Raw genomic sequence first — 22,269 nt, 5'->3', positions numbered from 1 at the left:
CATTATGGCAACAACGGTAATACTTGCAAACCGGTATCCGCTTCCAGACCAAACATCAAATTCATATTCTGCACTGCCTGACCAGAAGCGCCTTTGACCAGGTTATCCTGTACCACAACGATGGTGACATATCCCTCTGTCTGCGGATAGATAGCCATACGCAAGCAATTGGAACCACGCACTGACCGCGTTTCCGGTAATGCACCCGCAGGCATCACATCAACAAACAGTTCTTTATGATACCGCTGCTCATAAACTTGCTGTAAAGACTGTTGTTGCCCCTCTGCATTCAATTTCACATGCAAAGTCGTCAGCATGCCACGGATCATAGGGACCAGATGCGGCACAAAGATCAGATTGACCGCCTCATTACCAGAGAGTTTCTTCAACTGTGCCAGAATTTCCGGCTGATGTCTGTGTCCTGCCACACTGTATGCCTTAAGGTTATCGCTGGCTTCGGAAAACAAGGTACTGACCTCCGCTTTCCTGCCTGCCCCTGAAACGCCAGATTTGGCATCGGCAATGATGGGCACCGAATAGTCAATCCAGTCATTCTCCAACAAGGGGGCCAGCCCCAGGAGCACTGTTGTGGGATAGCAGCCAGGGTTGCCAATCACTTGCGCGCTGGCAACGTTATCGGCATACAACTCTGGCAACCCATAAACTGCCTGCTTCAGGATATCTGTACAGCTATGCGGCAACTTGTACCACTTCTCAAACACGGCTACATCCTGCAAACGGAAGTCGGCCGCCAGATCAATCACTTTCACACCGGCTGCCACCAGTACCGGTGCCTGGCTCATGGCCACACCGTGTGGCGTTGCAAAGAACACCACATCGCATTGGGTTAAATCGACAGTCGCCGGATCGCTAAATACCAGGTCAACCACACCACGCAGGCTGGGGAACATATCGGACACGGGCAAACCCGCCTCACCACGTGAAGTAATCACCTGCAGCTTGACATATGGGTGAGGCGCCAACAGGCGCAATAGCTCCACACCGGTATAGCCGGTGCCGCCAACAATGCCGACTTTGATTTTTTCCATAAACCTTAAACCAGACTAACGATCACATTGTGACCAATGTATACAAAAGTAAAACAATAAATGAAAAAGGCCGCCAACGCGACCTTTTTTGCACAACTCTCTTGGTGTAAACGTAAAAATTAACGTTTGGAGAACTGCTTGCGGCGACGCGCTTTGCGCAGACCGACTTTTTTACGTTCCACTTCACGTGCATCACGTGTCACGAAACCAGCGTGAGACAATGCGCTCTTCAATGCCGCATCGTAGTCAATCAGGGCACGGGTAATACCGTGACGTACAGCACCTGCCTGACCGGATTCACCACCACCATGCACATTGACCAGAATGTCAAAAGTCGCTGTGTTGTTAGTCAATTCCAGTGGTTGACGCAAAATCATGCGGGAAGTTTCGCGTGAGAAATAAACGTCAGCTGGCTTGTCGTTCACTACGATGTTGCCGCTACCGGATTTAATGAACACGCGAGCCACTGAGCTTTTGCGGCGGCCTGTGCCATAGTTGTATTTACCGATCATGCTTTATCCTAATCGTCTGATATATTAGATGGTTAATGGTTGCGGTTGCTGAGCAATGTGCTCGTGCTTGTCACCGGCATACACTTTCATTTTCTTGATCATGGCATAGCCCAAAGGACCTTTTGGCAACATGCCTTTGACCGCTTTTTCCAATGCGCGACCTGGGAAACGATCCTGCATTTTGGAGAATGAAGTGGTGGTGATACCACCTGGATAACCGGAGTGACGGTGGTACAGTTTGTCGCCAGCCTTGTTACCGGTTACTTTAATTTTGTCTGCATTGATGACAACGATGTAATCACCTGTGTCCACGTGTGGCGTGTAAATAGCTTTATGCTTACCACGCAGGCGATGGGCAATAGCGCTGGCCAAACGACCCAACACCAAATCGGTGGCGTCGATCACGAACCAATCACGTTGTACTTCATGCGATTTTGCTGAAAATGTTTTCATTTTATAACTACCGAGTCATAGCGTATAAATTAAGAGGGCGGATTATATGCCAGCTTGAGAAAGCTTGTCAACGACTTATTCCGGGAAATGCATCTATTGTGATGCAATCTTTATCGTGACCACTGATCGCATCTATTTCTTTAAGTGAATTATGCAACTTATTAGAAATAAACACGTTTTTATGGGAAATTCCCTAAATAATCAGGAAATTCAAAACGATCAGGTGATATATTAACGCATTCATTCGTTTTCTGCGCACGTTTTAACTGAACATTTATCTGCATCATGCTTTTCAGCATACACAGGCGTAAAGGGCTTTCACGCATCGCCACCATGATCTGGTGGCGGTTGATCCTGCTATTTCTTCTTGTGTTACCGCCTTCACTGCATGCCATCGAAATCAGCGCGCTCGACATTGAATCTGCGCCAGGACAGCCATTGGTAGCCCAGTTCGCGATTCAGGACGCGCATCCGGATACCAACATAGACTGCTTTGTACTGCAACAAGCAGCAACATCCGAGCCCATACACCTGGAATACACAACCCTGGGCAACCGCCAGGGGGCGCTGATGCTATGGTCCAGCAACGCGATCACCGCCCCCGTGACCGCCACCCTGACGGATCGCTGCCAGCACAACAGCCAAACTTTCACCATCCAGCCGGACAACCTGGTTTCCATTCCGCTACCGCCAGTTGCACCAGCATTGAATCCGCTCCAGCCTCTTGCAGAAACAGAGGCGTCTGCTGAAGCTGTCACTACCTCCGATATCCCGGTGGATGCCTACACCACTTTGCAGCAACAGATTGATGTATTGCAACAGGATTTCAAACAATTAAAGACTAAATCGGACGCCTTATACGCCAGCAATCTTGCACAAGCCAATATACTGGTAACACTAAAGCATCAACTGATCCAGCTGCAAAACGAAAATCATTTGCTGCGTACACTGGTACTGGTGTTTGGTTTGGCACTGATCGCCAGTGGCTATTTCTTTGCCGACTGGCTACGCCGCCATGCAGCAGCGCCTAAATCTGCTAAAAGCAGACATAAGGCTGGAATCACCAAAGGAAAATCCGCACCTGTTGCTGTGAGAACCACCACGGCAACTGAACAGGCCGATGGTTTCAAACATACGGCACCAGCCATGCCGCATACGCAACCACCTTACCCATCGGCGCCCCCTACGGTGAGCAGGCTACAGGCGGTTCCCTTGCATGCCAATGATGATGCAGTCACCACCAATAGCGCACCCCAGAAAGTCAGCTCGCAGCAAACCACCCATGCGGTCATGCAGGATGCTTCGCGCTTGTTTACGCATGGTCGCGTTAACCAGGCCATAGACCATTTAAAAGAGCATCTGGCCAAGCACCCGAAATGCTCTCCCTGGATGTGGCTCTACTTACTGGACCTACTCTCCAAAGAAGACAAATGGCAAGAATTTGATATGGTCGCGGGCGAGTGCCGCAAACATTTCAACCTCAGCGTGGAGCGCAATCCTGACCCCAAACAGCAGGGAATTGAGTCTTTTCCGCGCATCATGAAGGCCTTGCAGCAAGCCTGGGGCACGCCACAAGTGATCTCACTGATTGATGACCTGGTATATAACACACGACTGGTACCACGCATGGGATTTGAGCGTAGCGTATTTGAAGAAATGATGCTGCTGAAAGAAATTGCCTGCCAGACCCAGAACCTGCCCGCGACTCCGCCCGCGGCAAAAGCATCCCCTGCCGCCAGCGCCGCGAGTGAGCACTTGCGTGAACTGCAACAACTGTCGGGAGATATCTATACGCTGGCACCGGCCACCCAGGGACCATTCCAGTACTGGACAGACTTCACGTTCGAGCTGGACGAACCTTCTACCTCACGCAAATCCGCGTAACCAGTACGCCAGCGCCATACCGGTTGTCAGGGAGGCACCCACCCAGATATTATCCAGGAACGCCTTGAAACATAACGCTGGCTGGCGTGTGCTGATCCATTGATACTGACGGACCAGTTGCATAATAGCGATACTCCAGCCGAGCCAGAATGGCCAACCTAACTCAATATCAACAGCCACTTTCGCCAGCATTAACATCATGGCCGCAAAAGAAAGCATGATAGCCAGCACTTCAAACCGGCCAAACGTGATGGCCGAAGAGCGTATACCGATCTTGAGGTCATCTTCACGGTCAACCATGGCATAAGCCGTATCATAAGCCACGGACCAGCAGACATTCGCCAGCAATAACCACCATGCCACTGCCGGTGCGTGGCCATGCATGGCCACGAATGCCATGGGAATCCCAAAGCCAAACGCAATACCGAGATAGGCCTGCGGAATCGCAAAAAAACGTTTGGTATAAGGGTAACTGGCCGCAAGAAACAACGCCGGCAAAGACCATAACACCACCACCGAGCCCAACAGGCACACCAGCAAAAACGCCAGCAGGGATAAAACGCCGGCGACGATATAGGCCTCCCTGACAGAAATTTCACCCGTCGCCAACGGGCGCGCCCGGGTACGTGCGACCGCGCCATCCCAATGACGGTCCGCAACATCATTCAAGGCGCAACCGGCTGAACGCATTAAAATGGTACCCAGCACAAACACCAGGGTGACGGTAATGGCAGGAAAACCTTGCCCGGCAACCAGCAAACCCCACAAAGTAGGCCACATCAATAGCCAGATACCTACCGGCTTATCCAGCCGGGTCAGGCGGTAATAAGCGTTCCATTTAGCGAATGACGGCATATTTTTTAGATTATCAACACAATGGTTACGGGTGTTGCAGCATACTTGGCAAAAACACCTCTGTGACCAGCAAGTGATGCCGCCCTAAACAAAACAATGAACGACGTGCCCACAGCCGCTGCTGCCTTGACACCGGAAAACTGGCAGACAACGCTTTATGCAAAGGATGTGAGGCATTGAGCTGGCGAAAATGCAGCACACCCCGCGTCACTTCAGGGTTGGCAAACAATGCGGTCCCTAAAGGCAAGCGTCCTATCTTGCGCAAGCCATACCACGGGCCACGCAAATCGGTACGTGCTATCACGCTATGCGCAAACACACGCGGCTGCCCGTCACCGACCAGCCACACCTCACGTACCCAGGCATGGGTTGCCCGGGGTAACCGCAACAGGTGTGTTTCATCCAGATGCGGCTTGCGCCAGGCTTCACGCGCAAGTTGTACGGAAAAATCGGCATATTGCCGCTTTAAGCGGGCCGTGAGCGACCCGCGCTCTTGCAACCAGGATCGCAACGCATTTTTCCCGGTCAGCTTGGGCTGCCACCCCGCATCATCACAGAAACGAACGCGTTGCATGCTGGTTACGGCTGTGGCAACTGGAAATTCTTAGGCAACCATACCCACAATTGCCCCTGCTGACGCATGGCTCCCGCCAGTTTGCCAGCGGACTCCCCTTCACCCCAATAGACATCCGCACGTACGCCGCCTTTAATCGCCCCCCCGGTATCCTGCGCCACCATCAATTGCTGCAAGGGATTATCCGAGTTTGGATAAGTAGTTGCCAAATAGACAGGTGCACCAAGCGGGATATAAAAAGGGTCTACCGCGATACTGCGCACCCCTGTCAATGGCACACCCAGTGCGCCCAATGGACCGGACAATCCGGCCGGTAACAGTTTGAAAAATACATAGCTGGGATTGGCATTCAGCAAACCTTGCAATTGCTCAGGATGCTGCTGTCCCCAGTTTTTAATACCCTGCATGGATGCTTCACTGGCCTGCATTTCACCCCGCTCTACCAGTAACTTACCGATGGATTGATAGGGGTGGCCATTCTGGTCTGCATAGCCCACCGGTAACCGCTCGCCATTTTCCAGTTCCACAATACCGGAGCCTTGCACCTGCAGAAAGAATGCCTCTACTGCATCACCAACCCATAGCAACTCATTACCCGCCAGTGGTGATTGCTGCTGCTCTATCTCTGCGCGTGTGTAATAAGGCACCAGGGTTTGTCCCTGCACACGCCCGCGTACACGCTTGTATTTCAGGTCAGGGAATAAGCTGGAGAGATTGACGGTAATCAGGTCTGTCGGCACTTTGTATAAAGGCACAGGATAGCGCTCACTAGCCATTCTGGCGCCTTTTAATACTGGCTGATAATAGCCGGTAATCAACCCCTGCTGCACCCCGTCCAATTGCTGCGTGCTGTACACATTAAAATTCTGCTGCCAATAAGTCTGGATGGCGACAGCATCGTCGGCTTTCACGGTTTGTGCGGTCGCACACACGGCTTGCCACTCCGTTTTTTTCTTTAAGCCCTGGCAACTTTGCAACCATGCAGGCCAACTGGCCAGCCAGTCCTCCTGCGCCAGTCCGGGCATCTCTGCCCAGTGTGCAGGATGAAGCAGCGCATAAGGTTGTGATGGCGGTTTGACTGGTGTGGATGATATTGGCTTTTCGGCAGGTGCAGAGGTGCCGGGCGGCACGCCGCCTGCTGATTTCTGCAGTGGCAAGGACTGGCAACCAGCCAGCGAGAGTACACCAAGTAGTATCCACCACCGACGAATATTGATGATGGATGTTACGGCAAACACATCGATAAATTTCACTTGAATCTGTTCTTTCAACAGCCTTAATGCAATCCGGCCGCCTGATGCAGCCAGAATGTCGGGATATCCACCTCAAACCACTCGCCATCAACTGCGACCATTTGATAAGTGCCATACATTTCACCGCTGGGCGTATTGAACATCACACTGCTGGTGTATTGATATTCAGCGCCCGGTTCCAGTAAAGGTTGCTCGCCAACCACACCCAGCCCCTTCACTTCACGCACTTGCTGCATGGCATCGGTGATTACCCAGTGACGGCTGATTAATTGCGCCGGAATTGTTCCGCTATTACGAATGGTGATGGTATATGCATAGACATACTGTGCCGCCTCGGGCGATGACTGGTCCGGCAGGTACGCAGTCGCGACCGAAACTTCACACGCATATAAGCTGTTATCCGTCACAATTAACCTATCATGCCTGTAGTGGGGGAACTGGGGCTGGCAGAATACAGTTTTCTTGCCATGCGCCCGGCCAGAAACGACTCGCGCCCGGCTTCAATCGCTTTCTTCATTGCGCCGGCCATCATGACCGGGTCACGTGCGGCCGCAATCGCGGTATTCATTAACACGCCGGCACAGCCCAGTTCCATGGCAATCGCAGCATCCGACGCGCAACCTACCCCGGCATCCACCAGCACAGGAATCTTGGCGCTTTCAATAATGATCTGCAAATTCCAGGGGTTCAGGATACCCATCCCGGAACCAATCAGGGAAGCCAGCGGCATCACGGCCACACAGCCAATCTCTTCCAGTTGCTTGGCAATAATCGGGTCATCCGAGGTGTACACCATCACCTCAAACCCTTCTTTTACCAGCGTCTTGGCAGCAGCCAGGGTTTCAGTCACATTGGGATATAAAGTATTCGGGTCTCCAAGCACTTCCAGTTTAACCAGCCTATGATCATCCAGCAGTTCGCGCGCCAGGCGCAATGTGCGCACTGCGTCTTCTGCACTGTAACAGCCGGCGGTATTCGGCAGGTAGGTAAATTCTGAAGGTGGCAGATAATCCAGCAATGAAGGCTCATCCGCATTCTGCCCGATATTGGTACGGCGAATCGCCACTGTCACAATGTCGGCACCGCTGGCGTCAATGGCTGCGCGTGTTTGCTGGAAGTCTTTATATTTTCCGGTGCCCACCAGCAAGCGTGACTGATAACTTTTACCGGCGATTACCAAGGCGTCATTCATATTTCGTTTCTCTTTAACTTGTTCAAGCAACCCTGTTAGTGATTAATCTTATTAACCACCACCTACGGCGCCTACAATTTCCAGCGTATCGTCAGGTTGCAGTTGTACATCAGAAAACTGGCTACGCGGGACGATATCCCCGTTCCTTTCTATGGCAATACGCTTGCCAGTCAGTTGCATATGCTCGACCAATGCCAGCACAGTCATCGCGTCTGCGGGAAGTTGCATCGCACTCCCATTCACAAAAATCTGCATCCTGCTCTTCATTTCTGATTAATCCAGCCGATATTTTACGAAATATTGGCACGTTTGGCTTTTAGTTTTTAAGCCACAACCTTGCTGTCATCTTTCTATCATGGGCAGGGGCTATATTGAACGCACATGGCATCATATTTGCTTAGATGTTGTAGCCGCGCAAATATATCATTAAAAATGAACCATCTTGGGCAGTACGTTATTGCACGGATTGCTTAATGCGGAACTTTTTGTTAATTTTGGCGCCACAAGCACGACGAACACAATTCGTCACTTGTACTTGAAACACTGAACTCCCAAAAGGAAAAACCAACATGCAAATTGCAGAATCTTTTCACACCGCGTCGTCATTGCACATTCTGACCGACGAGATTTACTCCCCCAGCCTGAAAACTGTACCCTCCGCTGCTGATGTGATCGCCGCACAAGCCACCCTCAAAGCACAACAGCATATCAAGGCAATTACCGAGCTACACCGCTTCCTGGAATCCAGTTGCGACTGCGTTTGATGTCCTGAATCAAACCCGTACCCGATTAAAAACTGGGTCAAAATTTAATATTCGCGTTTAAGGGCGAAGAAGTGCATAAACAGTGCAATGGCACTGTTTTGGCTTTTTTTCTGCTTGCATGTAGCGATGAAGGCAAAAAAGATGACTACACAAGCCATCTTTTTTATTACTAGCAATCGCAACAGGCGGACATCACAAAGATATCCGCCTGATATCCATTACTCTATCGCCAACTGCGGACGATTTTTTTCCGGCCAATCCAGATGGAAGAACTGGCCTCGCGGCTGATCCACACGCTCATAGGTGTGCGCACCGAAATAGTCACGCTGCGCTTGCAACAGGTTAGCCGGCAACACCGCACTACGGTAGCCATCATAATACGCCAGCGCCGCCGCAAAACCTTGCGCCGGGATACCATTGCTCACCGCCAGGGCAATCACGTGGCGCCAGCCAGCCTGGCCGTCATTCAGCTCAGTCGTGAAATAGGGATCCAGCATCAGGTTTTTCAGGCGGGAATTACGTGCATAGGCATCGGTAATCTTTTGCAGGAAGCGCGCACGGATAATACAACCGCCACGCCAGATTTGTGCAATTTCACCGAAGTTGAGTTTCCAGTTATAAGCCACTTGCGCTTTATCCATGAGCTGGAAGCCCTGCGCATAGGCACAGATCTTGGAGCAGTATAACGCGCTCTTGATCGCTTCAATCGTAGCAGCCTTGTCTTTATCTGAGACGGGCTTGGAAACCGGCCCTTTGAGGATTTTGCTGGCTTCTACACGCTCCTCTTTCACGCTGGATAAGGCGCGTGCATACACTGCTGCTGCAATCGCATTCGCGGGCGCACCCAATTCCAGGGCATTGGCGGCAGTCCATTGGCCTGTGCCTTTCTGGCCTGCCGCATCCATCACTTTATCCACCAGGAAACCTGGGCTGACAGGGTCTTTTTGCTGCAGGATATCTGCAGTAATTTCAATCAGGTAGCTGGACAGCTCGCCCTTGTTCCACTCGGCAAATACTTTACCGATTTCATCCGCCGCCATGCCCAGCAGGTTCTTCATCAACCAGTAGGCCTCACAAATCAGCTGCATATCAATATATTCAATGCCGTTGTGCACCATTTTCACATAGTGGCCGGAACCATCCGGGCCGATATATTCGGTACAAGCAAAACCGCCTTCAACCGGCTTGCCTGGGGCTGCACCTTCAATAGGTGCACCAGTATCCGGATCCACTTTAGCGGCGATATCACGCCAGATAGGCTCCAGTGAAGCCCAGGCTTTGCGGTTACCGGAAGGCATCAGCGATGGGCCGAAACGTGCACCGATTTCACCGCCGGAAACACCCGAACCGATAAAGTCTATGCCCTTGGCTGTCAGCTCTTTTTCGCGACGGATAGTATCTGTCCACAACGCATTACCGCCATCAATAATAATGTCGCCTTCTTCCAGGAACGGCAGCAAGGCATTAATCGTGACATCGGTTGCGCTACCGGCTTTGACCAGCAACACGATTTTACGTGGCCGCTTGATGCTCAACACGAAAGAAGCCAGATCGGCGTGGCCAACCACGCGCTCATGTGAAGGCTCCTTGGCTTTACATTCTTCAATGAAATTCAGCATCTTTTTGGGGTCACGGTTATAAACTGCAATGGTATAGCCGTGATCAGCAATGTTTAACGCCAGGTTTTGGCCCATCACTGCCAATCCTACCAATCCAATATCCGCATTTTTTGTAGTCATCATTCTTATCTCTATAAATGGTTAATTTAGTTGAAAAAAAAGCACAGGCTTTTGACCCATGCTTGGACTAGATGCCATATCGAACGTTCAACCACTGATTTAAGCGCTGACCGTTTAATATATGCATACTAAGTTTTCGGTTTAAATTATTTCAGTACATTACCGAACATCTGCAAAGTGAGCTGATATCCGATACTGGCGATCTGGGCATCATAGCGTTCACCCTCATCGCGCATGAAGGCATGTTGCCCGTTAAACTCATGCCAGGTGTAATGCAAACCGGGCACTTCAGCGAACCGCTTGTAAAGCTCGGCACGTTTATCGCCGGGGATATGCGGGTCCTGCTTGCCCCAGATCATCAGCAGTTCGCCTTTGATTTCATTCACGCGCTCCATGCTGTGTTGACCAGGCTTGTTTGGAATGATTGTCGTATGCAAATCGGTGGCATAGAAACAGGCTGTCGCCTTCACTTCCGGCTGCAAGGCTGCACGGAAAGCCAGGTGGCCGCCGATGCAGAAACCGGCAGCACCCAGATTGCCGTCATACCAGGACTGTGCATTCAGGTATTCAATCATGGCGCGGTTATCAGTGTCATATGCCTGCACATCTTTGGCCATTTTGTCGGCATTGCCTTTGTCACGACCGGCATCGTCATAACCCAGCACAGTCCCGATCGGATTCAGTTCATGAAACACTTCAGGCACCAGCACAGCATAGCCGTGGCTAGCCAGGAAACGTGCAGCACGCTCAATCGGGCCGGTTTGCTGGAAAATTTCCGAATAAAACAAAACCGCAGGCACCTTGCCATCGTGTTTTGGACGATGAACATAAGTACGCATCACCCCGGTAGGTGTGTTCAAATCAACGATTTCGCTTGTAATCAGCATGTTAAATCCTTCAACAATCAAAATAATCGATTATTCTAGCGCTGTTTGAGAGGCTTTTCACGCTTAATTCATGGGCGGCTGCCGATTTTTTGCATTTTGATTTACAGTGGCAGTCATGCTTTGCAAATCATCCAGGGAGCCGTTATGCGTCTGCGATATGATAGAGTGACCGCACTGATACTTATACTATTGAGTACACAGGCTGTACTCGCTGATCCTGACCCTGAGCAGGTGTACCGCCTGAAAGCCTCAGTGGTCAAAGTGCATGTCATCACCCAAAACGGAGGCCACGGCATAGGCACCGGCGTGGTAGTGGCTAAAGATACAGTGGCAACCAATTGCCATGTACTGGCCAATAGCAATGGCATCAGTGTGTCAAAGTTTGGCGACAGTATCAGCCCGGTCGACATGGTAGCAGACTGGAAGCATAATGCCTGCCTGCTGAGATTCAAATACCTGGAACTCACGCCGGTCAAATTATCTTCAGCCGCGTCCCTGCACTACGGTGACGAAGTATTCACCATTGGCTTCCCCGGCGGCCCACCCAAGCCGCAAACCATTGCCGGTAAAGTACGTGCACTCTATTCCTATGATGACAGCCTGGTTGTGCGCAGTGACGCTGCGTTTGTCATGGGCTCCAGTGGTAGTCCGACTTTTAACCAAGCCGGCGAACTGGTCGCGCTCAGCACCTTCAAAAGCCCGGGCAAACATGCTTATTTTTACAGCATTCCAATTGAATGGATTCAAGCCCTGATGCAACAGGCAGAATCCTCTTCCCCGACACCGGACAGCGCTCCTTTCTGGGATTTACCATTGGCGGAACGGCCTTTCTGGATGCAAGTCGTACAGCCATACCAAAGTGGCGAATGGCAAACACTGGAACCGATTGCCCGCGACTGGCTGGTGCAGCAGCCAGATTCCGCTGAAGCCAGCTTCTACCTGGCCAGCGCATTGCATGCACAAGGGAAGCTGGAGATGGCGCAGCAAGCCTATCAACGTACTATCGCGCTGGAACCAGCCCATCTTGGCGCCTGGATGGGTCTCGCGATTCTTGCGCAACAGCAACAACAGACAGAGGAATTAACCGAGGCCGAGAACCACGTACGGCAACTGGATACTCACGCGTTTTCGGATTTGCAGCAACAGTTACAAGAGGCACGCTAAATTGCCGCACCACAAGAGATGGCCAAGACAGAATAGGCCTCTGCTAGAATAACGGTTTTGACAATGAGACGATTTCAAGGTTTATGACTTCTCGCAACCAGCAACTGTTTGAAAAATCCCAGCAACTGATCCCGGGCGGCGTCAATTCGCCGGTACGTGCCTTCCGTAGCGTTGGCGGTACCCCCATCTTCTTTAAAAAAGGGCTGGGTTCCAGATTATGGGATGCGGATGGCAAAGAATATATTGATTACATCAATTCCTGGGGGCCGATGATCCTGGGGCATGCACACCCTGAAGTCGTGGCTGCCGTACAGCAAGCCGCTGCCAATAGCCTGAGTTTTGGGGCGCCAACCGGCCTTGAGCTGGAAATGGCTGAATTGATTAACAGACTGGTGCCTAGCATGGAGCAAGTGCGCCTGGTCAGCAGCGGCACCGAAGCAACCATGAGTGCAATCCGTGTGGCACGCGGCTTTACCAAACGCAACAAAATCATCAAATTCGAAGGCTGCTACCACGGCCACGCCGATGCTTTATTGGTTAAGGCTGGCTCCGGCTTGCTGACGTTTGGCGAACCCAGTTCAGCAGGCGTACCTGCCGAAGTCGCCGCGCATACGCTCACGCTGGACTACAACAACACGCAAATGCTGAAAGATACCTTTGCCAGCATCGGCGATGAAATTGCCTGCGTCATTCTGGAACCCGTGGTCGGCAACATGAACCTGATTGTGCCGCAGCAGGAATTCCTGCAGACTTTGCGTGCATTATGTACACAACACGGCACAGTACTGATTTTTGACGAAGTCATGACCGGTTTCCGCGTGGCATTGGGTGGCGCGCAAGCTTTATATGGCATCACGCCAGACATGACCACACTGGGCAAAGTCATTGGTGGCGGCCTGCCAGTGGGCGCCTTCGGTGGGCGCAAAGAGATTATGAGCGTGCTGGCACCTCTCGGCCCGGTCTATCAGGCGGGCACTTTGTCGGGTAATCCGGTGGCGGTAAGCGCCGGTTTAACGACATTGAAACTGGTACAAGCACCGGGGTTTTATGAGTCCCTGACCGCAAAAACCACCCAATTAGTGGATGGTTTAAAGGCAGCTGCACAAAAAGCTGGCGTCCCGTTCAGCGCACAAAGCGTAGGCGGCATGTTTGGCCTGTACTTCAGCGCCAGCACGCCAACCAGCTACGCAGAAATGATGCAGGCTGACAAATCAGCTTTCAATACCTTCTTCCACAGCATGCTGGATAGTGGTATTTATCTGGGGCCATCTGCCTTTGAAGCAGGCTTTGTCTCCGCCGCCCACAGCAATGCGGATATTGCGCAGACAGTACAAGCGGCAGAAATCGCTTTTGCCACGCTGTAACCGTCTGGCGAGCCTACCCGATTCAAGCCTCAGGCTTGTACGGGCAGGCTCCGCCAGCAGCCAGCTTTGTTTGATGGCTGAATGATCCTCACAGCACTCTCGTAGCACCCACACCCGACAAATCTGGCTTGGACCCATATCTTGTGCACTCATGGCGACAGTAGTCTTTCAGAAAACCTGGGCAAATGCCCTCTTCCCTTTGTGGTCCAGGCCTGATGTGTAATCCAAGTCGCTATTTTCCCCGTGGCCGAATATACCGGCCACCTATTTCAAGATAAAAAGCCATAAAAATGCCCCAAAAATGTGCACGTCCGCACACTTATGGTGCATATTAAAAGTAAATAAAAACCATTCTCAACGCTTGCAGAAAAATCTGTTACTCCATGGTTCTAAAATGCGCTAAACAATTGAAATCATTAAATGTTAACGGTATCATTGAAGGTTCCTCTAAATGTTTTGTAAGTGAAGAATCTGGCAATGGATATGCAATCCGACAGCAACCTGATGAGTGCTTCTCAAGATACCGCAACCACTCTGGACGACCAGCTTGGTTTAGCCCCGCAATCGCAGGGTTTATATGACAAACGCCATGAAAAAGATAGCTGTGGCGTGGGCTTTGTTGCCCATATCAAAGGCCAGAAGAGCCATGATATTGTTGCCAAGGGCCTGCAACTGCTGGATAACCTGACGCACCGCGGTGCCACAGGTTACGACCCCAAACTGGGTGACGGCGCCGGCTTGCTGATGCAGATGCCAGACACCTTCATGCGTGAAGAAGCAGCGAAACTTGGCATGACCCTGCCAGCCATCGGCCAATATGCTGTGGGGCAGGCTTTCCTGCCACAAAATACTGGCAACCGAGCAAAGTGCGAAGCCATTTTCGCGCAAATCATTGCCGAAGAAAACCAGACTCTGCTGGGCTGGCGCGATGTGCCAGTCGATAACAGCAACATCGCTGACGCTGCGCGCGCAGTTGAGCCGGTGATGCGCCAGGTATTTATTGCCAGCACCGTGGCTGACAACAACGCCTTTGAGCGTAAATGTTTTGTTATCCGCAAGCGTATCGAGCACGCCATCCGCGCGCTGAACCTGCAGGACAAAGCCCAGTTTTACATGCCTTCCTTCTCTTCCCGCACCATTGTCTACAAAGGCATGCTGCTGGCAAACGAAGTCGGCATTTACTATAAAGACCTGAAAGACGCACGCGTGGTCTCCGCCTTGGCGCTTGTACACCAGCGCTTCTCCACTAACACCTTCCCGGCCTGGGACTTGGCCCATCCATTCCGCATGATTGCGCACAACGGTGAAATCAACACCGTACAGGGCAACGTGAACTGGATGACGGCACGTCACGAAACTATCAAATCGACAGTGCTGGGTGAAGACCTGGAAAAACTGTGGCCGCTGATTGTTGAAGGCCAGTCTGACTCCGCCTGTTTCGACAACTGCCTGGAATTGCTGGTCGCTGGTGGCTACAGCCTGCCACACGCCATGATGATGCTGATTCCGGAAGCCTGGAACAACAATCCATTGATGGACGAAGACCGTCGCTCCTTCTACGAATATCACGCCGCGATTATGGAACCGTGGGATGGCCCCGCTGCCGTCGCGTTTACAGATGGCACCATGATTGGTGCAACGCTGGACCGTAACGGCCTGCGCCCTGCGCGTTACCTGGTGACTGAAGACGACATCGTCATGATGGCGTCCGAAATGGGCGTGATCACTTTCCCGCAAGAAAAAATCGTCAAGAAATGGCGCTTGCAGCCAGGCAAAATGTTGCTGATCGATATGCAGCAGGGCCGCATCATTGACGACGAAGAAGTGAAAACAGAATTGGCGCAAGCCAAGCCTTACCGTCAATGGATTGAACAAACCCGTTTCCACCTGACCGAATTGCCAAATGTAGGCAGCGACGAAGTTAACCTAAATGCGGATTTGCTGGATACGCAACAAGCCTTCGGTTATTCACAGGAAGACCTGAAATTTGTATTGCAGCCGATGATAGACAACGGCGAAGAAGGTTCTGGCTCCATGGGTAACGATGCGGCATTGCCGGTGTTGTCCAACAAAGCCAAAACCCTGTACAACTACTTCAAGCAGCTGTTTGCACAGGTGACCAATCCGCCGATTGACCCGATTCGTGAAGAGTTGGTGATGTCCCTGGTGACCTTTATTGGCCCTAAACCAAACCTGCTGGGCATTGATGAAACCAACCCGCCATTGCGTTTGGAAAGCAGCCAGCCGGTATTGAGCCTGGATGGCCTGGAAAAACTCAAGCAAATCGACTCCCTGACCAAAGGCCAGTTCAAATCCATCGTATTGGACCTGACTTACGATGCAGCCTTGGGTAAAGCCGGCATGAAACAGGCGCTGGATATCTTACATGACCAGGCCGAAAAAGCCGTGCATGATGGTTACAACATCCTGATCCTGTCTGACCGCACCGTATCAAGCAGCCGCATCGCCATCCCAGCATTGCTGGCCTGTTCAGCAACCCACGAGTTCCTGGTCAAGGCCGGTTTGCGTACCAGCACCGGCCTGGTAATCGATACCGGTTCGGCGCGTGAAGTGCATCACTTTGCCCTGCTGGCAGGCTACGGTGCCGAAGCCGTCTGCCCATGGCTGGTGTATGAAACCATGAAGACCCTGACCAGCGATGTTGAAAAAGCAGGCAAGAATTTCGTGAAGGCAATCGGTAAAGGCTTGTACAAAGTCATGTCCAAAATGGGCATCTCAACTTACCAGTCCTACTGTGGCGCACAGATCTTTGAAGCCATTGGCCTGAACAGCCAGTTTGTAAACGACTACTTCACCGGCACCGTGAGCCAGATCGAAGGAATCGGCCTGGAACAAGTCGCCGAAGAAACCGTGCGGCTGCATAACCAGGCTTTCGGCAATGACCCTGTGCTGTCCAACGCGCTGGAAGCTGGTGGCGAGTACGCCTTCCGCGTGCGTGGCGAAGAGCATTTGTGGACACCCATGTCCATCAGCAAACTGCAAAATGCGACCCGTACCGGCAAATACGAAACATACAAAGAATATGCCGCCCTGATTAACGACCAGACCCGCCGTCACATGACGTTGCGCGGCCTGTTTGAGATCAAGCCTGCTGGCAGCGCGATTCCATTGGACCAGGTCGAATCTGCCAAAGACATCGTCAAACGCTTTGCCACTGGTGCGATGTCACTGGGCTCTATCTCCACTGAGGCGCACGCAACCCTGGCTGTTGCGATGAACCGTATTGGGGGCAAATCCAATACCGGTGAAGGCGGCGAAGACGTTAAACGTTTCATTCCGGTACAAGTGGATTCCAGCATCGCCAAAGTATTGGGTGCTGACCTGATCGAAGCCGATGTGGCCCTGAAGGCCGGTGATTCCCTGCGTTCACGCATCAAGCAGGTAGCTTCCGGCCGCTTTGGTGTAACCGCGGAATACCTGAGCAGCGCAGACCAGATTCAGATCAAGATGGCACAAGGCGCCAAGCCTGGTGAAGGGGGTCAACTGCCTGGCCATAAAGTTTCGCCTTACATTGCGAAACTGCGCTTCTCCGTGCCTGGCGTCGGCCTGATTTCACCGCCGCCACACCACGACATCTACTCGATTGAAGATCTGGCACAGTTGATTCACGACCTGAAAAACGCCAATCCCAAAGCGTCTATCTCGGTCAAACTGGTTTCTGAAACCGGTATTGGTACCGTGGCAGCTGGGGTCGCCAAGGCCAAGTCCGACCACATTGTGGTCGCAGGCCATGATGGTGGTACAGGCGCTTCACCGATTTCATCCATCAAGCACGCTGGCACCCCATGGGAACTCGGCCTGGCCGAAACTCAGCAGACTCTGGTATTGAACCAGTTGCGTGGCCGCGTGGTGGTACAGGTCGATGGCCAGATGAAAACCGGCCGTGACGTGCTGATTGGCGCCCTGCTGGGTGCTGACGAGTTCGGTTTTGCCACCGCGCCACTGGTGGTTGAAGGCTGCATCATGATGCGCAAGTGTCACTTGAACACCTGTCCGGTGGGCGTGGCGACACAAGACCCTGAACTGCGCAAGAAATTTACCGGCCAGCCAGAGCACGTTGTGAACTACTTCTTCTTCGTTGCTGAAGAAGTACGTGAACTGATGGCCAGCATCGGTATCGCCAAGTTTGACGACCTGATTGGTCGTGCAGACTTGCTGGACATGAAAGCCGGCATAGCACACTGGAAGATCAATGGCCTAGACTTCAGCAAGGTATTCCACCTGCCAGAAATGCCAGCCAGTGTCTCACGCAAAAACAATGATGTGCAGGACCATGGCCTGGTCAAAGCACTGGACAACAAACTGATTGAACTGGCCAAACCAGCGCTGGAAAAAGGTGAAAAAGTCAGCATCGCACTGCCTATCGTCAACACCAACCGTACCGTAGGCACCATGCTATCGCATGAAGTCGCCAGCCGTTATGGTCACGACGGTTTGCCGGATGGCACCATCAGCGTCAAGTTCACCGGCACCTCCGGCCAGAGTTTCGCCGCTTTCCTGGCCAAAGGCATTACCTTTGAGCTGACTGGCGAAGGTAACGACTACGTCGGCAAAGGCCTGTGCGGTGGCCGCATCATCATCAAACCACCAGCAACGTTCCGTGGCTTGTCCTACGAAAACATTATTGTTGGTAACACCGTCATGTACGGTGCGACCACCGGTGAGAGCTTCCTCAGCGGCGTCGCCGGCGAACGTTTCTGCGTACGTAACTCTGGCGCAACGGCGGTGGTTGAGGGTGTTGGCAACCACGGTTGTGAATACATGACCGGCGGTACCGTACTGGTGCTGGGCCAGACCGGCCAGAACTTTGCGGCGGGCATGAGCGGTGGTATCGCCTATGTTTACGACATTGATGGCCAATTCGCCCAGCGCTGTAATATGAGCATGGTGTCACTGGACAAAGTCGAAGCCGCCGAAGCCGATGTCGGCAAAGTGCAGCATCTGGGCCAGCCTGATGAAGTAATTCTGAAAGGCTTGATCGAACAGCACCTGGCACTGACAGGCAGTCCGCGTGCCAAAGAGTTGCTGGCTGACTGGCCGGCTGCACGTGCGAAATTCGTTAAAGTATTCCCTAACGAATACAAACGCGCACTGACTGAAATGGCTGCAGTTTCTGCCAAACAAGCCGCTTAATCGTTTTTGTTAATTGAATGCCCCGCATGAAGCGGGGCCTTGTTAAGGTTGCGTCCTCAGGAGGCAACAGGGAAGAGATGATTTCACATGGGTAAAGTCACAGGTTTTATGGAGTTTGACCGTCTGGCAGAAGAAAATCTGCCAGTAAAAGACCGCGTCAAAAACTACAAAGAGTTCGTCCTGCATTTGACAGACGACCAGGCCAAACAGCAAGGTGCCCGCTGTATGGATTGCGGTATTCCTTTCTGTACTACCGGCTGTCCGATCAACAACATTATTCCGGACTGGAACGACCTGGTGTATCACCAGGACTGGCGTAATGCGATCGACGTGTTGCATTCCACCAACAACTTCCCTGACTTTACCGGCCGCATCTGCCCGGCACCCTGCGAAGCTGCCTGTACCTTGAACATCAATAACGATGCCGTGGGCATTAAATCCATCGAGCACGCCATCATCGACAAAGCCTGGGAAAACGGCTGGGTCACCCCGCAGATCAACCCCAACAAAACCGGCAAGAAAATCGCCGTGGTGGGTTCCGGCCCTGCTGGCCTGGCCGCCGCACAACAATTGGCGCGCGCTGGCCACAGCGTCACCGTGTTTGAGAAAAATGACCGTATCGGCGGCTTGCTGCGTTACGGCATTCCTGACTTCAAACTGGACAAGGCCAACATAGACCGCCGCATGGCACAAATGGAAGCCGAAGGCGTGACCTTCAAGGTTAACCAGAACGTAGGCGAGAACGTCAGCGCAGCGGATCTCGAACGCGACTTCGACGCAGTAATTCTGGCCGGTGGCGCCGAGTTGCCACGTGACCTGCCAGTACCAGGCCGCGAACTGGATGGCGTGCATTTCGCCATGGACTTTTTGACACCAAACAACAAAATGGTCGCGGGCGATACCGTCCCTAACCAGATCAAAGCCACTGGTAAACACGTGGTGGTGATCGGCGGTGGGGATACCGGCTCTGACTGCGTGGGTACGTCTAACCGCCATGGTGCGGCCAGCGTGACCCAATTCGAGTTGATGCCGCAACCACCGGAAAAAGAAAACAAATCGCTGGTGTGGCCGAACTGGCCACTCAAAATGCGCACCTCCAGTTCACACGAAGAAGGCGCAGACCGTGACTGGTCTATCACGACCAAAGCGCTGATTGGCGAGAACGGCAAACTGACCGCGCTTAAAGGTGCACGAGTAGAGTGGAAAGACGGCAAAATGGTCGAAGTACCAGGCTCCGAATTCACCATCAAGGCTGACCTGGTATTCCTGGCCATGGGCTTTGTGTCACCGGTACAAAAAGTACTGGATGCTTTTGGCGTGGAAAAAGACAACCGTGGCAATGCCAAAGCAACGACCGATGGCGAAGGCTGCTACAAAACCAGCAAAGCCAAAGTGTTTGCTGCCGGCGATATCCGCCGTGGCCAATCACTGGTGGTATGGGCGATCCGTGAAGGCCGCCAATGCGCACGTGAAGTGGATGCTTTCCTGATGGGCAGCTCGACATTGCCACGCTAATTCGGTCGACGTAGCCAATCCCATCAACGCCGATGATTACCCATCGGCGTTTTTATTTGTTATATCGCAAAAAAACCACATTCTTTCGGATGAAAGCTGGGCTTGGCCTTTATAATCATGCCTTTACATTACATGTTGTTTACCAGTAAACAACTGATTAGAACATCGAGATCACATTAATGACTCAACTCCAAAATGATATCTTCTTGCGCGCACTGATGCGCCAGCCTACCGAATACACCCCTGTCTGGATGATGCGCCAGGCTGGCCGCTATTTGCCGGAATACCGCGAAAGTCGCAAAACCGCCGGCAGTTTTATGCAACTGTGCCAAAGCCCGTCTTTTGCGACGGAAGTTACCTTGCAGCCACTGGACCGTTACCCGCAACTGGATGCGGCCATCCTGTTCAGCGATATCTTGACCGTGCCGGATGCCATGGGTTTAGGCTTGTATTTTGAAGAAGGCGAAGGCCCTAAATTTGAGCGTACCTTACAGGCTGAGGCGGATATCCTCAAACTGGAAGTGCCAGATATGAGCAAACTGCAATATGTGTTTGATGCGGTCAGCAGCATCCGTAAAGCCTTGAATGGCCGTGTACCGCTAATAGGCTTTTCCGGCAGCCCATGGACGCTGGCGACTTATATGGTAGAGGGCAAAGGTGGTACAGACTTCCTGAATACCAAAAAAATGGGGTATGGCCGTCCGGAGTTATTGCACAGAATTCTCGAAATCACCAGTCAGACAGTCATTCAGTACCTGAACGCACAGATTGCCGCCGGCGCGCAAGCAGTCATGATTTTTGACTCCTGGGGCGGCGCGCTGTCACATGACGCCTATATCGAATTTTCACTTAACTATATGCAGAAAATCGTCGCAGGCCTGACCAAGACTGCCGAAGGTAAAACTGTACCCAGTATCGTTTTCACCAAAGGCGGTGGCTTGTGGCTGGAACAACAAGCGGCCATTGGTGCAGAGGCCTTGGGGCTGGACTGGACAGTTGACTTATCGCAGGCGCGCCAGCGCGTAGGAAACACAGTTGCTTTGCAAGGTAATATGGATCCGGCGATTCTGTTGAGTTCACCAGCGGCGATTGAAAAAGAGGTCGCACGCATCCTGGCCAGCTATGGTCACGGTCACGGCCATGTTTTCAATCTGGGTCACGGCATTACGCAATGGACGCCACCGGAACATGCGGCCTGCATGCTGGAGACATTGCGCAAGCTGAGTCCGCAGTATCACCAATAAGCGCTAAGCTTCAATAAAAAACCCGCCAGTGGCGGGTTTTTTATTGACATTACTTAAGCGTCATTCGAGACAGCGTCTGGTCTTTGTCGATAAAGCGGTGCTTGAGCGCCCCGACCACATGTAGAATAAACAGCGCCAGCAGGATATTCGCAAACAACTCATGCGACTCCTTGAAGAAATCGCGCAGACTGGCATTATCCAGCCCGCCGAATACATCCAGGCCAAACCATTTCAGGCCGAATTTGCTATACAGCGTCATCAGCACACCGGATAAAGGCATGGCGACCATGAGCAGGTACAGGCAGTGATGCGTCGCCGTAGCCAGCTTGCGCTCGAAAGCGGAATAGCTGGCCAGCATGGCTGGTGGCGTATGCGTGATGCGCCAGTAAACCCGGAACAGGATCAGCCAGAGCAAGGTAAAGCCCAGTGATTTATGCAGGTTAAAATAAAGATTGCGGACACTGCCAGGCTCATCCATCTGCCAGGTGTAAATACCCCAGTTAAACAGGTCGAATTCCGTTTGCTTGGGCGCATCCTTGGGCAGGCCGCCCATATACCACCCCAGCGCGAACATGCCAATAATAGCCAGGGCAATCAACCAGTGCAGAATCACGGCAACTTTGGTATATCGTTGCGTTGAACTCATAACTTCTCCTTGAAATCACT

At 52.2% G+C, this 22,269-nt stretch carries 19 protein-coding genes; 7 read left to right on the top strand and 12 right to left on the bottom strand.

What is annotated here, in order from left to right; translation table 11 throughout:
- Positions 1-2: 2 nt before the first annotated feature.
- The 3 genes from argC to rplM all read right to left on the bottom strand — a co-directional run bounded on the left by argC (position 3) and on the right by rplM (position 2,014).
- Positions 3-1,049: an N-acetyl-gamma-glutamyl-phosphate reductase gene (gene argC, locus BLP53_RS07055; protein WP_091471474.1), complete on the bottom strand. Its 1,047-nt coding sequence runs from the start codon at positions 1,047-1,049 to the stop codon at positions 3-5.
- A gap of 119 nt (positions 1,050-1,168) precedes the next feature.
- Positions 1,169-1,561, bottom strand: coding sequence for a 30S ribosomal protein S9 (gene rpsI, locus BLP53_RS07050; protein WP_018987546.1), 393 nt, complete (start codon positions 1,559-1,561; stop codon positions 1,169-1,171).
- Between the two features lie 24 nt (positions 1,562-1,585).
- Positions 1,586-2,014, bottom strand: a complete 429-nt coding sequence (gene rplM / locus BLP53_RS07045) for a 50S ribosomal protein L13 (RefSeq protein WP_091471473.1) — start codon at positions 2,012-2,014, stop codon at positions 1,586-1,588.
- A gap of 285 nt (positions 2,015-2,299) precedes the next feature.
- Between rplM and BLP53_RS07040 the strand changes: the two genes are divergently transcribed.
- Entirely contained in the window at positions 2,300-3,898 is a 1,599-nt protein-coding gene (locus BLP53_RS07040) for a hypothetical protein (RefSeq protein WP_245652700.1), read from the top strand.
- On the opposite strand, the gene ubiA is transcribed toward BLP53_RS07040, so the two are convergent.
- The 6 genes from ubiA to thiS are packed head-to-tail and all read right to left on the bottom strand — an operon-like array spanning position 3,881 to position 8,027.
- Complete coding sequence (gene ubiA, locus BLP53_RS07035; RefSeq protein WP_091471472.1) at positions 3,881-4,753, bottom strand: 4-hydroxybenzoate octaprenyltransferase; 873 nt, start codon at positions 4,751-4,753, stop codon at positions 3,881-3,883. The genes BLP53_RS07040 and ubiA overlap by 18 nt on opposite strands.
- Positions 4,754-4,778: 25 nt before the next feature.
- Entirely contained in the window at positions 4,779-5,327 is a 549-nt protein-coding gene (locus BLP53_RS07030; protein ID WP_091471471.1) for a chorismate--pyruvate lyase family protein, read from the bottom strand.
- Positions 5,328-5,332: 5 nt separating this feature from the next.
- The gene (gene mltA, locus BLP53_RS07025) at positions 5,333-6,580 is read right to left on the bottom strand and encodes a murein transglycosylase A (RefSeq protein ID WP_245652698.1); all 1,248 of its coding nucleotides are present in this window, start codon (positions 6,578-6,580) and stop codon (positions 5,333-5,335) included.
- A 23-nt stretch (positions 6,581-6,603) separates the two neighbouring features.
- Complete coding sequence (gene apaG, locus BLP53_RS07020; RefSeq protein WP_091471470.1) at positions 6,604-6,987, bottom strand: Co2+/Mg2+ efflux protein ApaG; 384 nt, start codon at positions 6,985-6,987, stop codon at positions 6,604-6,606.
- 2 nt (positions 6,988-6,989) lie between these two features.
- Complete coding sequence (locus tag BLP53_RS07015; RefSeq protein ID WP_091471469.1) at positions 6,990-7,772, bottom strand: thiazole synthase; 783 nt, start codon at positions 7,770-7,772, stop codon at positions 6,990-6,992.
- 51 nt (positions 7,773-7,823) lie between these two features.
- A complete protein-coding gene (thiS, locus tag BLP53_RS07010; RefSeq protein ID WP_091471468.1) occupies positions 7,824-8,027 on the bottom strand; it encodes a sulfur carrier protein ThiS in 204 nt (67 codons plus the stop codon).
- A 314-nt stretch (positions 8,028-8,341) separates the two neighbouring features.
- Here thiS and BLP53_RS07005 point away from each other — a divergent pair, with 314 nt between their 5' ends.
- Positions 8,342-8,536 (top strand): hypothetical protein, encoded by a 195-nt coding sequence (locus tag BLP53_RS07005; RefSeq protein ID WP_091471467.1) that lies wholly within the window; start codon positions 8,342-8,344, stop codon positions 8,534-8,536.
- A gap of 218 nt (positions 8,537-8,754) precedes the next feature.
- Here BLP53_RS07005 and gndA read toward each other — a convergent pair whose 3' ends face one another.
- Together gndA and BLP53_RS06995 are read right to left on the bottom strand one after the other, a co-directional pair.
- Positions 8,755-10,275, bottom strand: coding sequence for an NADP-dependent phosphogluconate dehydrogenase (gene gndA, locus BLP53_RS07000; protein ID WP_091471895.1), 1,521 nt, complete (start codon positions 10,273-10,275; stop codon positions 8,755-8,757).
- 146 nt (positions 10,276-10,421) lie between these two features.
- Positions 10,422-11,162 (bottom strand): dienelactone hydrolase family protein, encoded by a 741-nt coding sequence (locus BLP53_RS06995; protein ID WP_091471466.1) that lies wholly within the window; start codon positions 11,160-11,162, stop codon positions 10,422-10,424.
- Between the two features lie 144 nt (positions 11,163-11,306).
- On the opposite strand from BLP53_RS06995, the gene BLP53_RS06990 reads away from it, so the two are divergent.
- The 5 genes from BLP53_RS06990 (at position 11,307) to hemE (ending at position 21,603) form a co-directional block, all read left to right on the top strand.
- Positions 11,307-12,326 (top strand): S1 family peptidase, encoded by a 1,020-nt coding sequence (locus BLP53_RS06990; protein WP_091471465.1) that lies wholly within the window; start codon positions 11,307-11,309, stop codon positions 12,324-12,326.
- An 83-nt stretch (positions 12,327-12,409) separates the two neighbouring features.
- A complete protein-coding gene (hemL, locus tag BLP53_RS06985) occupies positions 12,410-13,690 on the top strand; it encodes a glutamate-1-semialdehyde 2,1-aminomutase (RefSeq protein WP_091471464.1) in 1,281 nt (426 codons plus the stop codon).
- Between the two features lie 483 nt (positions 13,691-14,173).
- Positions 14,174-18,844: a glutamate synthase large subunit gene (gene gltB, locus BLP53_RS06980; protein ID WP_091471894.1), complete on the top strand. Its 4,671-nt coding sequence runs from the start codon at positions 14,174-14,176 to the stop codon at positions 18,842-18,844.
- An 87-nt stretch (positions 18,845-18,931) separates the two neighbouring features.
- Positions 18,932-20,359 carry a glutamate synthase subunit beta gene (locus BLP53_RS06975; RefSeq protein WP_091471463.1) on the top strand — a complete coding sequence of 476 codons (1,428 nt, stop codon included), beginning with the start codon at positions 18,932-18,934 and terminating at the stop codon, positions 20,357-20,359.
- Between the two features lie 179 nt (positions 20,360-20,538).
- Positions 20,539-21,603 carry a uroporphyrinogen decarboxylase gene (gene hemE, locus BLP53_RS06970; RefSeq protein ID WP_091471462.1) on the top strand — a complete coding sequence of 355 codons (1,065 nt, stop codon included), beginning with the start codon at positions 20,539-20,541 and terminating at the stop codon, positions 21,601-21,603.
- 49 nt (positions 21,604-21,652) lie between these two features.
- Here the strand turns inward: hemE and BLP53_RS06965 are convergent, their stop codons facing one another.
- Positions 21,653-22,249 (bottom strand): cytochrome b, encoded by a 597-nt coding sequence (locus BLP53_RS06965; protein WP_091471461.1) that lies wholly within the window; start codon positions 22,247-22,249, stop codon positions 21,653-21,655.
- Between the last annotated feature and the right edge of the window lie 20 nt (positions 22,250-22,269).

The organism is Methylophilus rhizosphaerae (genome assembly GCF_900100975.1).
Taxonomy (GTDB): domain Bacteria; phylum Pseudomonadota; class Gammaproteobacteria; order Burkholderiales; family Methylophilaceae; genus Methylophilus; species Methylophilus rhizosphaerae.
The sequence above is the reverse complement of the archived record's forward strand: the minus strand, read 5'-3'. Positions and strand labels throughout refer to the sequence as shown.

Bases quoted from the DNA above. Each gene is read 5' to 3' on its own strand.
- BLP53_RS07005 (WP_091471467.1), top strand. From the start codon at position 8,342: ATGCAAATTGCAGAATCTTTTCACACCGCGTCGTCATTGCACATTCTG.
- gndA (WP_091471895.1), bottom strand. From the start codon at position 10,275: ATGACTACAAAAAATGCGGATATTGGATTGGTAGGATTGGCAGTGATG.
- BLP53_RS07040 (WP_245652700.1), top strand. From the start codon at position 2,300: ATGCTTTTCAGCATACACAGGCGTAAAGGGCTTTCACGCATCGCCACC.
- rpsI (WP_018987546.1), bottom strand. From the start codon at position 1,561: ATGATCGGTAAATACAACTATGGCACAGGCCGCCGCAAAAGCTCAGTG.
- BLP53_RS06995 (WP_091471466.1), bottom strand. From the start codon at position 11,162: ATGCTGATTACAAGCGAAATCGTTGATTTGAACACACCTACCGGGGTG.
- gltB (WP_091471894.1), top strand. From the start codon at position 14,174: ATGCAATCCGACAGCAACCTGATGAGTGCTTCTCAAGATACCGCAACC.
- BLP53_RS06965 (WP_091471461.1), bottom strand. From the start codon at position 22,249: ATGAGTTCAACGCAACGATATACCAAAGTTGCCGTGATTCTGCACTGG.
- BLP53_RS06990 (WP_091471465.1), top strand. From the start codon at position 11,307: ATGCGTCTGCGATATGATAGAGTGACCGCACTGATACTTATACTATTG.
- hemL (WP_091471464.1), top strand. From the start codon at position 12,410: ATGACTTCTCGCAACCAGCAACTGTTTGAAAAATCCCAGCAACTGATC.
- BLP53_RS06975 (WP_091471463.1), top strand. From the start codon at position 18,932: ATGGGTAAAGTCACAGGTTTTATGGAGTTTGACCGTCTGGCAGAAGAA.
- rplM (WP_091471473.1), bottom strand. From the start codon at position 2,014: ATGAAAACATTTTCAGCAAAATCGCATGAAGTACAACGTGATTGGTTC.
- ubiA (WP_091471472.1), bottom strand. From the start codon at position 4,753: ATGCCGTCATTCGCTAAATGGAACGCTTATTACCGCCTGACCCGGCTG.
- argC (WP_091471474.1), bottom strand. From the start codon at position 1,049: ATGGAAAAAATCAAAGTCGGCATTGTTGGCGGCACCGGCTATACCGGT.
- BLP53_RS07015 (WP_091471469.1), bottom strand. From the start codon at position 7,772: ATGAATGACGCCTTGGTAATCGCCGGTAAAAGTTATCAGTCACGCTTG.
- hemE (WP_091471462.1), top strand. From the start codon at position 20,539: ATGACTCAACTCCAAAATGATATCTTCTTGCGCGCACTGATGCGCCAG.
- thiS (WP_091471468.1), bottom strand. From the start codon at position 8,027: ATGCAGATTTTTGTGAATGGGAGTGCGATGCAACTTCCCGCAGACGCG.
- BLP53_RS07030 (WP_091471471.1), bottom strand. From the start codon at position 5,327: ATGCAACGCGTTCGTTTCTGTGATGATGCGGGGTGGCAGCCCAAGCTG.